The following is a 14135-nucleotide window of genomic DNA, read 5'->3' as shown; positions in this document are numbered from 1 at the left end:
CATGGTTGAAATGGTGAACGTGACCTATGGGCGCTCCAAATCGACAACCAACAAGTTGGGCCAACGCCCGATGCAGGCCCGCGCCTATGCCGCACGAGCGGCGCAGTTCCTTTTGCTTAAAGCGCCGCCCGCAGCTGGCAAAAGCCGCGCGCTCATGTTCGTCGCTCTCGACAAGATGCTTCATCAGGGGCTGGAAAAGACGATCGTTTGCGTGCCCGAGACATCGATTGGCGGGTCATTCCGCTCGACGGATCTGACCCGCTACGGGTTTGAGGCGGACTGGGAGGTCGATGATCGCTGGAACCTCTGTTTGACGGGCGAGGACGCAGACAAGCAAAAGGTCAAGGCATTTCAGGCGTTCCTGGAAAGCGATGCCAAGGTGCTGGTCTGCACCCATGCCACATTCCGCTTCGGCTTCGATGAGGTGGCAAGAACTGCGGGCATCGAGGCTTTTGACAATTGCTTCATCGCCATTGACGAATTCCACCATGTCTCTGCCTCCGACAACAACCGGCTGGGCGTGATCCTGCGCAGTCTGATTTCCCGAGCGGAATGCCATGTGATGGCAATGACCGGCAGCTATTTCCGCGGGGATGCGGATCCAGTGTTGCGGCCAGAGGATGAGGATCGGTTCACCAAGATCACCTACAGCTACTACGAGCAGCTGGAAGGCTACGAATTTCTCAAGGCACTCGGGATCAACTACGAATTCTACAAGGGCAATTACGTCAACGGATTGCCAGGGGTGCTGAACCCTGACCAAAAGACGATCATCCACATTCCTCATCGGGGGTCGTCCGAGGCATTCGACGACAAATACAACGAAGTCGGAAAGATTCTCGACCTCTTGGGTGTCCATGAAGGTCGCGATCCTGAGACCGGATTTGATCTGGTCCGCAGGCCAGATGGGCAGATTCTGAAAATCGCCGATCTGGTTGATGACGGACCAGGCCGCGACATCGTTAAATCTGCGCTTTCGCGAGAGATCAAAGGCGCTGATGGTCGTCGAGATGATACGGCGGACCGCGAGAAGGTCGACATCATAATTGCGCTTGGTATGGCGAAAGAAGGGTTCGACTGGGTCTGGTGTGAACATGCCCTGACGATCGGCTACCGGTCATCGCTTACAGAAATCGTGCAGATTATTGGGAGAGCCACTCGCGATGCGCCCGGTAAGCCGCGTGCGCTCTTCACCAACCTGGTTGCCGAGCCGGGTGTGGAAACCGGCGTTGTGACAGACGCGGTCAACGACATGCTGAAGGCCATTTCTGGTTCTCTGCTTATGGAGCAGGTGTTGGCACCCAACTTCAAATTCTATCGGCGCGAGGATGGCGACGTGCGTGCTTCGGTCGGGACTGACGCCGAAGGCAACGTTACAATCGGTATCAAGGGACTGATTGAGCCACCCACTGATCGAGCTCGGGAAATCTGCGAGAAGGACATGCACGACTTGATGGCTACCGCCTACCAGGAAATGGATAGACGGGTCCTTTCTCCCGACACGGCGCCCGAGGTTGCCACGCAAATGGTTCTGACGGACATCATCGAGCGCAGATATGAAACTCTGGATTCAGAAGAGGCCGAGTCTGTTCGGCAACACCTTGCGGCGCATATGAACGTGCTAACTTTGGCGCGGCGAGAAGCTGAGCGTGGCTTCGCTGAAGGGCAGTCACCTTTGACGGGCAGCCCCGGCAAGGCGGACGTTTCTGACGACGATGGGGATGAAGCCGGAGACAGCGCCCCCAATACGCTGCTGCAGATGGTCAAGAAATTCATCAATGTCCGCGACATCGATGTTGAGCTCATCGATAGCGTGAACACGTTTCGTGAACGGTTCGAGGTCGCATCGAAGTCTTTGAACTCGGAGCTCTTGGCACATGTCCAATCGGCGATGGTTGCATTGCGGGTCAATATGACCGGCGACGAGGCTCGAACACTTTGGCCGAGGATTAAGGCGTTCCGGGCCAGTGAGGGACGCGAGCCGAACGTTCATTCTGCCGATCCCTTGGAGAAGCGGATGGCAGAGGCACTGGCCTGGCTGAAAGCTGAGAAGGCGAAGCGGCTGCGCGAGGGCGCGATGCAATGACTCGGCCGAGCTTGGATGACATTTTTGCGGAAGACGATGAATTCGGCCTGTTGGACGTTAGGCTGCGCGGCAGCCGCGCCACTGTAGCTTCCGACCAAGGGGCTGGCGCGCTGAGAGAAGTCTCAGCGTTCTTTGAGAAACACGGGCGCGTTCCCGATCCTGATGCGGTGGACCATGACGAGATGCGGCTCGGTTCGATCTGGGCTTCGATCAAGTCTGCGCCGACTGACCAGATGCGGCTGGAGGACCGGTTTGGGCTCTTGGACGACGAGACAGCGCAGGTATTGAAATCATGGCGAGATGAGCCGCTAGTTTCTGACGTGCCTGACAGCCTAGATGATATTTTCGACGATGAAGAGCTTTCCGTCGATGCGTCTCTGATCGATTTGAAACATACGACGCCTGCCGCAGAACGACACTTGCCCGATCATCGGGCGGAATTTGTTCCCTGTCGCGATTTCGACCAGTTCGCAGAGCGTTTTGAAGCGGTGCAGCAGGCTTTGGAAGCGGGCGACCGCCAAGCACTGCCTGTAAAGAAATGGTCCGTGATTGAGCCCATAGAAGGCGACTTCTTCATCCGCAACGGCCTTCTCGCAATGATCGCTGAGAAATCCGAAATGTCCGCGCGAGGGGGCTCTCGTGACCACAGACTTCGGGTCATTTTTTCCAACGGCATGGAGAGTGATCCTCTCATGTCTTCGTTCCGCAAGTCACTCAACGACGATAAGACGGCCAGAATGGTTCAGAAGGTCGGGCTTGGTCCCCTCGATCTGGACTGGGAATCTGATCAACTAGAATTGTCTGGGACAATTTACGTCGCTCGGTCGCGCTCGGATGATCCGTCGATCAGAACTCAGCGAATGATCCTGCACAAGATCGGTGTCACCAGTCAGGATGTTGCGCGCCGGGTTGCAGATGCTCGCAACGATCCAACGTTTTTGCTAGCACCAGTGGACATCGTCGCGACCTACGAGCTTCAAAACCTGTCCCGCCGCAAAGTTGAGAACCTTCTCCACCGCTTTTTCGCGACGGCCAGGCCGGCAGAGCTCTTTGTGACGGACCGCTTCGGGAAGAAGGTCTTTCCAAAGGAATGGTTTTACGTCTTGCCGGAACATGTCGGCCGTGCGGCGAAACTGATTGAAGAGGGGCGCCTTCATTTGTTCAAGTACGACCTTCAATCCCAAGAAATTGTTGCGAAGGTTTGACTAGGTAAAGGCGCGGTGGGCTACCAGCGCGACGGAAAAAATAATGTCGGTTGGCTAGGTCTGATAAGTCGATCTTTGATAGAAATACGCGTTCCTGCCCTTTTCGGCGTTCCGTTGGCCGATAAAACCTCTAATTCACGCGCTTGTGCCAATTCGGATAGTACCTGAAAAATGTCGTCGTTGGTGCCCGCTGTTCGATTGCCAATCTCATCTAACAGGCGTGCGACGTCCAACTGCCCGTTTTCCATCATTTGGTGGACTTCGGCTGGCAGTGCGTTCACAAGTTCCGTATTCAACTTGGTTCGATCGATCTCTGAGAAGTTGAAGAGCGAGTCGCAACTCTCGATCAGTCGTGTGTCATACCCCAAAGAAAACAAGCTGCCCGAACCAATGTGGGTGAAGCTGTTCTGTTCCTGCCAGTGTACGCTCAGCATCTTGTCGCGGGCAGCCTGGTGTTGCGATAGGTGCGCAAGCATCATCCATCGGTTATCTGTGCGTGACCAAAGCATGAATGGCGTGAAAAATTTGGCTCCGCTTTTTGCATGAATGTGTGCCATGAGCGCGCGCTGTGTAAGGGCGCGGCCCATATTTTCATCTTTTCGCTGTCTCCAATCAGCGATGAAGCGGGAGTCGATGCCAAATTGCTGGTATAGAGGAAGCTCTGCCGAAGCGTCCTGTAGGTAGTTCAAGAGGCTATCAATGGCGAAATTGAGGACGACCTCCGCTCTATCAAGGGCAGTGAAGATCGTCTGTATCGCTGACATTGGCACGTCGGAGTAGCCAAACTGATCCAAAAAGAAAATGGATCGGCCTTTCCGCTGATTTTGCATAATTTCAGCCATGATTGTCGGCAAGTGTTCGACAAACTTTCCCTCTAATACAGAGATCCGCGGATCGTTCTCTTTGTATCCTCTCCCGCGCAGCTCCCTCTTCAGGGCGGCCACATGCTCGCGTTCGTCATCCACAAAGATAAAGCGTGCATTGATTTCCAGAGGCTTTGCCCGGCCTTCATTCAGTCTTACGGTCGCCTCTTCAACAGCATTGAGGAGAACAAGCGGGCTCCCGGCTCGTGTGTCGTTTCCATCGGAATATGCGCCGCCTCCACTGAATCCATCGACGAGAGTAATATTCAAACGATCTTGTGCTGGGTTACGAACCACTGTGTCGAAATAGACATCAAGATAATTCTTGAGGACATCGAGCTTACGCTTGGTATGTTCCTCAATTCGCGGGAGATTGCCATCGGGTCCCCAGATGAAATTCGTCGCCATCGCGTTCCTAACTCGTCAACTCTGCCATTATTTCTTTGGGAACAATCTGCCATGGAAAGCCGTTCCACTCAGCCCCCTCGAGAAGCCGTCCGCCAGATTTTGGGCGTGCTCCCCCCCACTGCTTGAAAAAGAATGCAACGTCATATTTTTCACATGCAAGGCGTAATTCTGTTGCCCATGACGGTTCCATCGGCCTCGCCTTTGGTCCACTTTCTCCCCCGACGATTGCCCAGGCTATGCCACTCAGATCGACGTTCCCGATCCTGCCGAGCAATGGCTCAAACGAAATAAATCGCGCTTCTGAGTTGATTTGGCGCAGGTGTTCGATTCGGCTCTTGTGTGCGCTGTCCTCGACGGACACGCCGAGCCAAATGTGCGAAGGGACTTTTTCTCCAGAGTACCTCTTCTTCACATAGTTTCGCATCAGCGAAGAGCGTTTGGTAAGAACCTGATACACATGCCAATTGGCCCTCTCCATCGCGTCAAAAACGGCGTCGATGTGACTGATTGGAATATCCTTGTGAAATAGATCGCTCATTGAATTGACAAAAATCATACGCGGCTTCTTCCAACGAGCCGGTTGGTCAAGTCGTGACGGCCAGAGACGCAGATCAAATCCTTGTTCGTAAGGATGCCCTTCTATACCACGCCACCGCTCCGCAAAGCGTTCCGCATAGCAGTTGTCGCAGCCCGGACCGATTTTTGTACAGCCGGTAACGGGATTCCACGTCGCGTCTGTCCACTCGATTTCAGATTTTTGTGCCATCCTGCTCAATCCTTTTTGACGGCCACTCTACGCCGGTTGGCACAAAGAGGGAACATCCAATCTGGGCACTGCGCGTCGTGCCGTATGTGCCAATAGTAAATATCTCGGGCTTTCTACCAACCATTTACGCTCTCCCATCTAGGTTCAACCAGTACCTCGTATGGCGTCGCTCACCGGTTCGGCTGAGCGCACCTTTCTCGACCAGATCCTGCAGATCGCGGGTTGCGGTTGCGCGTGACGTTCCGGTGATCTTGAGATAGTTGTCGGCGCTGAGGCCGCCTTTGAAACCGCCAGGGCCTTCCCGAAAAACTCGAGCGATGGCCTTGGCCTGGCGTTCGTTCAAGTGGTCTCTGTGACGATCGTAGAAGTGTGCCTTGCTGATGAAGAAGCCGACGCGGTCGAGTGTTGCCTGTTGGGCCTTCAAGACAACTTCCGCGAACCAGACGAGCCAATCGGTCACGTCGAGCGTTCTTTGATGCTGCTCGAGCTGGTCGTAGTATGCCTTGCGCTCCTTCTCGATGGTGAAGGCGAGCGAGATGAGGGTCGGCTGGCCAATGTTCTGCGCCAGCGACTTTTCAGCGAGGGCGCGACCCAAGCGGCCGTTCCCGTCTTCGAATGGGTGGATGCTCTCGAAATAGAGGTGGCTTAGCCCTGCGCGCGTCAGCGCTGGAAGCGGCTCTGCTCCCCCCAGCACGGTCTTGTTGAACCATTCCGCGTATCGCTCCATCTCAGGCATGACCCGCTCCGAGGGCGGCGCTTCGAAATGGATCGTGGGCCGGTCAAGGCGGCCGGAAACGATTTGCATCGCCTCGGCGTGTTGTCGGTAGGCCCCGATGGTTTCCAACCGACGGTCATGGGACAGGAGCATCCGATGCCAGCGGTACAATGTCTCGTGGGAAAGCGGCTCTGCAAAACTGGAATAGACGTCGACCATCATTTCCGCGACGCCCTGTTCGCGCGGTTTGGCAGGGTAACTGTCCGGATCGAGGCCCAGATGGCGGCGCAGCGAAGACTGGACACTGAGCCGATCGAGGATTTCACCCTCGATGGCGCTCGTCTGCATCGCTTCCTCGCTGAGCAGTTCGATGCGGAGTTGCTCGCGCTCCGGCTGGCTGACATGATGGACCGCGCCGAGGATTTCTCCGGACGACAGCAGAAACGTCTGCTCGAACGGCTCCAGAGCGGAGGCGTCATACCGGAAATCCGGCCAATCGGGCAGCGTCCAGTTCCAAGCCATGAGTTATAGACATCCTTTCTATAACTCATATTTAGATCACTTCTGAGGCATAGAAGTCAACTCTATCGCTCAAAGGACCTGCGGGATGGGGTGACCCACAAACCGACGCGAGGCCTTGAGCTATGCCTTTTCAAGGTGCGTCAGACCTTGCTGACGCGGTCTGGGGACCTTCGGATCGGCGGGGTTTTGTTCCGGCGCTTGAATGAATGGTTCATAGCGAACGTCCGCTATGGCGCCGTCGAACCAGGCAGGCTGCACGTCACCATTGTTCCATTGGTAAAGGTAGCCAACCAGATTCTCAGATGTCTTGCAGAGGATACGCATGATCGGTTCGCCAGTCAGGCGGGGCTTCATATTCATAATGCGTTCCTCCTAAATGGACCTCGCAACTCGTCACTACTGAGGTCTGAAATTCCTGTTAGCTGGTGTTAGGACTAGGTTTCTGCAACTGCAAGATGAACCGTTCCGGGTGGGCGAAAATCCACCGGCGAAATGCAAGTTATCTTTTCAGATAGGTATCTTACGGTTCATGCGGCGATGCAGCGCGAACAGCAATTTCTTCCAAGATTTTGTCGATCTCGCCCCATATGCGTGGTTCCACCTGACCGCGGATCAGAGCCCATTTACTCAAGACGTCGAGGGGGTCGTGGTCCCGAAGGAGCATACCCAGGCTGGCCGCATCGACTGCCAGTGATGTCCGGGCCTGCCACTGCGTGTTTCGAGTGCGCCGCTCCTCAGCAATTGGCGCGAAGACCGGCGACAGTTGCCAGCCTTTGACTGCACGGCGCAGGGCGGCACGCACCACATGTGCTGGGTCAACACCACAAGTTTCTAGCGCAGCTTCCTGTCGTTCGAGTGCGTTGACTCTGATGTCGATCTTCCGGGTCGGGCTCAATGCGCGCGCCGATACGGGAGCTCTCAGGCTGGTATGCGGGTCAGAGCTTTCCGCGGTGACTTGGTGCGGCGCCACGGTACCTCCCGGCACAAGCTCTGACTCGTGCCGATCAGCGTCAACGTCAGTGGCTGGGGTGCCTGTCTTTGTTGCTGTGACCTGTGCCTCATCTTCCTTCCCGGGAATCTCGCGGTCACCCTGTTGCAGGGTGGCGGCGTAGGCTGGGTCTGGCCTAGTGATGGTCGGGATCTTCTTGCGCAATCGACTGTCCTCACGCAGCAAGAATATTGTTGAGGATGTCCGTCGCCTCCTCGAGCGCCTCGACGACATGACGTACATGTGGACGCATCAGAGGGTTTGGATCAGATTGCTTTTCCAGCGCCAAGGCGTGGAGAAGCCCCTTCTGGTCCATCTCCTTGTAGGTGTTCCGCCGCATCATGACGGTCTCAATCACCGGAAAACGGGTGAGCGCTTCTTCAATCAGGGCCGCGTCAGCACGGGTCGTTTTCGGGTCAACCATGTTGAGGACGACGTGGTGGCGCGGAAGGCTGGAGGGGTCGTCAACACGGGATTTCAGTTTCTCAAACCAATCAGAAGTCTGCGCTCCGACATCGAAATCAGACGTCGACAGCATGACGGGCGTCACGATGTGGTCCGCAAGTACCGCAATTCCGTCTGACCATTCGGCACCGACCCCTGCGGTATCGATGAAGATGAAGTCTGCCGTGCCTGCCATGTAGACCTGATCGATCTGATCCTCGACACCCGCCACGCTTTCGACGGTGGCCGAGCAGAGAAGCGGCGAACTCAGCCCACCGGCTTGCGCCCGAGTATGCCAGGCCCCGAGTACCCTCGTGCTGTCCGTGTCGATCAACATCACTCTGCGTCCGGCGGCGATCGCGGCGCTGATCAAGGCGCGCGAAAGCGTCGTTTTTCCACTGCCCCCTTTCCGGGCCATCGCTGCGATCACCACGAGATTTTCGTTCGGCATTCTGATCCTCCGCAAAAATAGTGAATCGCAACGATAAAACTAAAATGTCGCTAAACGCATGAGGCGGAGGGGTCAAGCAGAAGTCGGGATGCGACCGACGTTTGGCATGCAGCGGGCGGCGTTGTGCGATGACCGTGCAACGTCTGCCGTGGCGCCTTCAGCATTCGTCGCGGGGCACCACACACCCTCCAAATGTCGGGATGCGCTTGGCGATGTGCTGCGGACGTAATGCAGGTGACGGAGAGCGCGCTCCAGACGACGGGAGGCAGTCTCGCGTATGTCGTTCTGCGGGTGACGCGAGACGGTCAGCACGCGGCAAAACCCGTCTTGCGGGGTGCAAGAGACGGGGCGCGAAAGACGCGATGCGCGATGCGGAGACCGCATCGCGTGGTGCAATGAGCGCGACGCGCGATCCATTGGACAAAGGACGGGAAATCGCCCCTGCAGGGCGATTTTCTATATTGAGTACAAGCCCTTATGGCCGACTCCACTTGCGTTGGGAGTCGGCGGGCTTGTACGAAGTTGGCAAGAAATAGGAACGTTAACTTCAAAATGCCCCGCCGCCGTAGACTGTCAGAGATCGAGCGATCGACCATCGCCCAGGAGCGCCGGAACGGCGTCTCCGCGGCGTCATTGGCCGCGCGCTACGATGTCAGCCTGAAGACGATCTACAACGTGGTGAACCACTGGGATGAGCGTCAGACAGCGAACGGCAGCCGATCGCGGGTTGTGGGGATCCGGGTCTCGGACGACGACCTGCGCCGGTTCGACGCGGCGCTGTCGCGGCGCGGGATTGCGCACCGCTCGGATGCCTTACGCCGCCTGATGCTGGCGGCCGAAGGTGTCTTCCTGCCCGACGACGAGATGTGCGACGAGTTGCGCAGCCTCGGCGCCGCGCTCAACCGGGTCGGCAACAACGTGAACCAGATCGCGCGACGTCTGAACGAGGCCAAGGTGCGGGGCGAGAGACTGTCCTACCCGGCCTCAAGTCACCGCGACGTCCGCGCCCTTGCGGGTCTGGTCTTCGATCTGGCCGACCAGGTCCAGGAGATGTCGCGTGCGCGGCGCAGCGTGCTGGACCTTGAGATCAGCTCTGCCCTGGCGGGCCTCGCCGAGAGGAATGAGAATGGCGCGGAGTGACCGGGTCCGTGGCATCGACCCGGCGCTATTTGACCGCGGCTGGAGCCGAGTTTCGGGATCCTGGCAGGGGCTTTCCAAGGGCGCGCAGATGGTTCGGGCCGCGCGCGGCTATTCGCCAGCGATCTTCAAGGCCATCTCGAAAGGGGGCTGCCACACCGGGGCGCAGCTACGGGCGCAGCTCACATATCTCACAACAAAGTCGACCCATATCCTCGACAGTCGCGGCACCCATGACGGGAAGAAGCAACTCTCGGAAGCCGAGATCAACCGAGTGGCGCGGCGGTTCGAGAACCAGTGGAACGAGCGCTACAGCCCCAAGCTTGGCCATACGTCGCATCTGCTGATGGCATTCCCGGTTGGGACCAGTGGTGAAGAGGTGCGCGATATCACCCAGGCCGTCTGCGAGAAGTTCTTTCAAGGTGAGGGCTCGCAATTCGACTATATTGCTGCAATACACCAAGATCGCGCGCATCCACATGCGCATATCGTTCTGAACCGCCGCAGCAAGGATGGCGAAATGTTCTTTCTCGGGAAGGATCATCACTTCAACTATGACGCCTTTCGCGAGGCGATGGTCGAAGCGGCCAGAGGACACGGGATCCGGCTCGAGGCAACGCGTCGTCTGGATCGCGGCGTCACGACCTACCGCGCCGAGATTGATGAAATCTACAAGGCTCGCGACGAAGGTCGTCCCCCAGTCGAGCGCCAGAGAACCGGTGCTGACCTGGCGGCCGCTCTGGAAACCGTCCGGCACAACGCTTTGATCTATCGCGGGCTCGCGGCGGAGGCGTCCCGTTCGAATTTCGAAGACGTGTCCGAGGCGCTCGAGAGGGCCAGCACCATCCTTGCCAGTGGCGGTCAGATTCAATCTGACGGAGCCATCTACATGTCCCAAGACGAAGCAGCGTTCGACACGCTGATCACCGAGTTTTCTCAGAACATTCGCCAGATCGAGGCGGCGATCGACAGGGCGCCGGCGGCCGAGAGGCCGGTGATCGAGCGCAAGCTGACCGACGTTCTGGCCTCGGTCGCGCATTTGAACCCGCTCGGGGATCGCTCCGCCGCCCTGGTCGATGCCCCATCCCGGGACGGCATCTATGCAAGGCCGAACTTAAGTGAAGAACACCTCGCGCGTCTTGACGATGGAGAGGTGGCACCAAAGCTGGCCGAGGCGTTGCAAGGCACGGGCATCGATGCCGAGGCTGTGGCCGCGCGCCTGCGGGAGGGGGCAGGCAATGCCGCATTGGAGCGCCAGTGGCTGGCACAGGATCTGCAGGGGATTGCCAAAGCAAGCGACCTCGATCTGGAGAAATCTGCGGACCGGGAAGAAGCGCTCGACCGGCTGGAAGCCGTGCATGTTCGGCTGGGCGATGTTTTGACCGAAGTACGCGTCCTGCGCGCGCCAACCGAGGTCGACGAGGTGGATGACGCTGAGGCAGCGCTTGGTGAGCGGTTGACGACACCTGGGAGCGATCTCGCGCAAGATGGGTCCGACATCTTTGCCCCATCGGAGCGGCAGGCGTTCAGAGCGCTGGTGGCGCAGTTCCGCCGGACGGATTTCGATCATCCGTTCTCCGACGACCCGTCCGTCCGGCGGGCGGGCGCCGTGGAGGTTGAAGAGGCCCGCGCCGCGTTCGACGCCTACGCGCAGAAATCGCCGCAGCATGCTGAACTGGCCTCGATGGCTTGGGACCAGGCGACTGACAGTCGAATGCCGCAGCAATATGCGGTATCTGAGCAGGACCGCACGTTGCATGCTGGCGACATGGACCTCGCCTTGCGGGATCCCTCGGATCATCTCGGTCCGATCACCGAAGAAGTCCGCACCCTCGCCCGCTATCGCACGGAGATGCCGGATGATGAATTCGGGCAGGCCGTCCAGGACGAAATCAATCACCTTCGTTCGCTCGGCGCGTCGCGTGCCTATATCAGCGAACGCAGTTTCGAGATCGAGGACCAGGCGCGACAAGACTACGCCGAGCGCCGGTTTCTGGAAGAGACAGCGCCAACCGTCATGGCCTTTTTGCGAAACGTCGACGCCGGGGATCCGATATCCGAGGCAGAGCGACATGACATCGTCCGGCAGGTCAACGAACGGCTAAGCCCCGACGCAATCGACGCACTGCGGGCCGGTAACGCGGACGTCCTGGACAAATTCACCGAGGATCCGCTGCGCCAGCTGGAACTTGCCAAGACCTATCTCCAGAGCAGCGAAGTCACTGCGCATGGCCCGGCCATGGAGCGCGTTCTCGATGCATTGGCGGAAGAACAGATAGAGGCGCAGCGCGCACGCCACGCTGCGGCAGATGGCGAGAAGGGGATCACCCATGGATAAAGGCAAGATTGCCTTAGGAGTGTTGAGCCTCGTTCTGGTCGGTCTCGCCATGGGCTATGTCGTGGCGACCGGCTTTGTCATGTTCCGCTATGGGCTTTCTCCCACGCGTTTCGACGTCACCCTGCTTGCCCGCGAATATCGGGGTCTATCTCAGTTTGCACCGAAAGACTTCCTCTGGGTGAACCTCATCCTGGGCGGCTTCGGCCTGGCATCGCTGATGCTGAGCGTCACGCTTCTGGGGGATGCATTGACCCGCTTCGGGACGACGCATTGGCAGACCCGCAGCGAGATGAAGAGGAACGGATTCTTTGCCAAGCCCGGCGGCGGCTTCCTTCTGGGCAAGCTCGGCTCCCCGAAATCCAAGCGCCAGTTCCTAGTCTCAAAAACCTTCCCCCACGCGCTGATCGTGGCGCCGACAGGCCGGGGCAAGGGCGTTGGGTTCGTGATCCCGAACCTGCTGACCTACAAGGGCTCCGCCGTGGTGCTCGACGTGAAAGGCGAGAACTTCCGCGAGACCTCGCGCTTCCGCGCCAGCATGGGGGACAAGGTTTTCCGCTTCGCGCCGACCGACTGGGACCGACCGACACATCGCTATAATCCGCTGGCTCGCATTGCTGCCATGACCAACCCCGACCGGCAGCAGATGGAGCTGAAACTCACCGCGAAGCTCTTCCTGCAGACCGACAATGAAAAGCTGAGCGGGCTTTTAGCCGGGGGTATCGACCTCTTCGTAGCGGCAGGTCTTCTGGCCTTCGAGCGCGGCGTTCCGACCATCGGCGAGATTTACCGCATCACAGCCTCGGGGGGCGACAAGCAGAAGGAATACCTGAAGCGTTCGCAGGAGGTGAAGAACAAGTCGGCCAAACTGATCTTCGAGCGTATGGCATCGACCAACAACGACACCCTCACTTCCTACCTCTCCCTCCTGATGACATCGGGTCTCGACACTTGGGATAACCGCGCGATCGACGCGGCCACCGCGACCTCTGACTTCTCATTCCGGGACATCCGCCGCCGCCCACATGCGATCTATCTTGTGGTTGAATCCGAGATGATCCGACCGCTCGCCCCGCTGATCCGCCTCTTCTTCTCGGACCTGATTGCCTCGCTGCAAGCACAGGAACCCGGCGATGACGAGCCTTGGCCCGTGATGATCATGCTCGACGAGTTTGACCGGCTCGGGAAAATGCCAATCGTCGCCGAAAGCATAAAGACGCTGCGCTCCTTCGGCGGCAACCTCGCCATCGTGACCCAGACGATCCCGGCGCTGGACGAGATCTATGGTGAGAACACCCGCCGGTCGCTTCAGGGCGGCGCCGGAGTGAAGCTCTACCTCACCCCATCCGAGCAGAAGACAATCGAGGAGTTGAGCCAGGCCGTCGGCAAGACAACCAAGCGTGTGGTGACCCGCTCCCGCGCTGTTGGACGCAATCCATTCGAGGGGCGCAGCGTTTCGGAGAGGACAGAAGATACCCCGCTTCTGACAGAGGATGAGGCCCGGCGCATGGACCTCGACGAGGTCATCCTTGTGATCGACGCGCAGATGCCGATCCGGGCTAGAAGGGTGAAGTATTTCGAGGACCCGGCTTTGAAGGTGCTGCACGTCGGGCAGTCGGGGAGTTTCCCGTATCCGGACGAGGACGGCCTGCGGCGGGATCGACAGATGTCTGAGACTCGGGAAACGGTGGAGAAGCTGAAGCAGGAATTGCAGGAGGTTCGGGCGGCTTCAGGGGCGCAGGGGGCTGAGACTGCTGCGTCGTCCAAAACGCCTCAATCTTCCTCGACAGTGGCGCTCGATCCGAAACCTGCACTGAAAGGCCGGGCGCGCGGGCGGGCTGCACGGGCCGCTGCAGATGGTGGAGGCTCAGGTCAGCTGTCGGTCGATCTGGCTAAACTGGGGATCCAAGAGGCAGACAGGTCAGTCTTGGCGGCAGCTGTTCAGACGACGCGATCAATCATAGAAGTACATGGTTAAATGATGGCCGCTGCGGCGCAGGCAATTTCCGCCCGGCTTTCGAAGACCTGCACACGGATCGCACATCGGGATTCCCTACCCGTCTCATGTTGCTTTGAAGTCGGTCCGATCCTCCATGATCCCGGTCCGGTGATCAAGCCTGACGCCCGCGTGGACCTAGCCGCATATTTTCGTGCCAATTGGCATGGCGTGCGCTCCGCCCAATTCCGAAATTGGGCAGTACATGCTCTTTTCAGT

The 14135-nt window shown here is 58.4% G+C and carries 11 protein-coding genes; 5 read left to right on the top strand and 6 right to left on the bottom strand.

Annotated elements, in window-relative coordinates; translation table 11 throughout:
• The first annotated feature begins 1 nt into the window (after position 1).
• Both CLM60_RS20290 and CLM60_RS20285 read left to right on the top strand, forming a co-directional pair.
• Positions 2–2086 (top strand): DEAD/DEAH box helicase, encoded by a 2085-nt coding sequence (locus tag CLM60_RS20290; protein ID WP_095590967.1) that lies wholly within the window; start codon positions 2–4, stop codon positions 2084–2086.
• Positions 2083–3291 carry a GIY-YIG nuclease family protein gene (locus CLM60_RS20285; protein WP_095590966.1) on the top strand — a complete coding sequence of 403 codons (1209 nt, stop codon included), beginning with the start codon at positions 2083–2085 and terminating at the stop codon, positions 3289–3291. The genes CLM60_RS20290 and CLM60_RS20285 overlap by 4 nt, the downstream gene beginning before the upstream one ends.
• A gap of 20 nt (positions 3292–3311) precedes the next feature.
• Here CLM60_RS20285 and CLM60_RS20280 read toward each other — a convergent pair whose 3' ends face one another.
• The 6 genes from CLM60_RS20280 to CLM60_RS20255 form a co-directional block, all read right to left on the bottom strand.
• On the bottom strand, positions 3312–4562 hold the full coding sequence (locus tag CLM60_RS20280; RefSeq protein ID WP_095590965.1) for a three-Cys-motif partner protein TcmP: 1251 nt from the start codon (positions 4560–4562) through the stop codon (positions 3312–3314).
• Between the two features lie 7 nt (positions 4563–4569).
• Positions 4570–5328 (bottom strand): DUF5131 family protein, encoded by a 759-nt coding sequence (locus tag CLM60_RS20275; RefSeq protein ID WP_095590964.1) that lies wholly within the window; start codon positions 5326–5328, stop codon positions 4570–4572.
• A gap of 124 nt (positions 5329–5452) precedes the next feature.
• Positions 5453–6565 carry a Fic family protein gene (locus CLM60_RS20270; protein WP_095590963.1) on the bottom strand — a complete coding sequence of 371 codons (1113 nt, stop codon included), beginning with the start codon at positions 6563–6565 and terminating at the stop codon, positions 5453–5455.
• Between the two features lie 120 nt (positions 6566–6685).
• The gene (locus tag CLM60_RS20265) at positions 6686–6925 is read right to left on the bottom strand and encodes a hypothetical protein (protein ID WP_095590962.1); all 240 of its coding nucleotides are present in this window, start codon (positions 6923–6925) and stop codon (positions 6686–6688) included.
• 160 nt (positions 6926–7085) lie between these two features.
• Positions 7086–7718 carry a hypothetical protein gene (locus tag CLM60_RS20260; protein WP_095590992.1) on the bottom strand — a complete coding sequence of 211 codons (633 nt, stop codon included), beginning with the start codon at positions 7716–7718 and terminating at the stop codon, positions 7086–7088.
• 10 nt (positions 7719–7728) lie between these two features.
• Positions 7729–8448 (bottom strand): nucleotide-binding protein, encoded by a 720-nt coding sequence (locus CLM60_RS20255; RefSeq protein WP_095590961.1) that lies wholly within the window; start codon positions 8446–8448, stop codon positions 7729–7731.
• A gap of 552 nt (positions 8449–9000) precedes the next feature.
• On the opposite strand from CLM60_RS20255, the gene mobC reads away from it, so the two are divergent.
• The 3 genes from mobC to CLM60_RS20240 are packed head-to-tail and all read left to right on the top strand — an operon-like array spanning position 9001 to position 13898.
• Positions 9001–9588, top strand: coding sequence for a plasmid mobilization relaxosome protein MobC (gene mobC / locus CLM60_RS20250; RefSeq protein ID WP_095590960.1), 588 nt, complete (start codon positions 9001–9003; stop codon positions 9586–9588).
• Complete coding sequence (locus tag CLM60_RS20245; protein ID WP_095590959.1) at positions 9575–11923, top strand: relaxase/mobilization nuclease domain-containing protein; 2349 nt, start codon at positions 9575–9577, stop codon at positions 11921–11923. The genes mobC and CLM60_RS20245 overlap by 14 nt, the downstream gene beginning before the upstream one ends.
• Entirely contained in the window at positions 11916–13898 is a 1983-nt protein-coding gene (locus tag CLM60_RS20240; RefSeq protein WP_095590958.1) for a type IV secretory system conjugative DNA transfer family protein, read from the top strand. The genes CLM60_RS20245 and CLM60_RS20240 overlap by 8 nt, the downstream gene beginning before the upstream one ends.
• Positions 13899–14135: the final 237 nt, after the last annotated feature.

The sequence above is a fragment of the Actibacterium ureilyticum genome (assembly GCF_002285435.1).
Classification (GTDB): domain Bacteria; phylum Pseudomonadota; class Alphaproteobacteria; order Rhodobacterales; family Rhodobacteraceae; genus Actibacterium_C; species Actibacterium_C ureilyticum.
The sequence above is the reverse complement of the archived record's forward strand: the minus strand, read 5'-3'. Positions and strand labels throughout refer to the sequence as shown.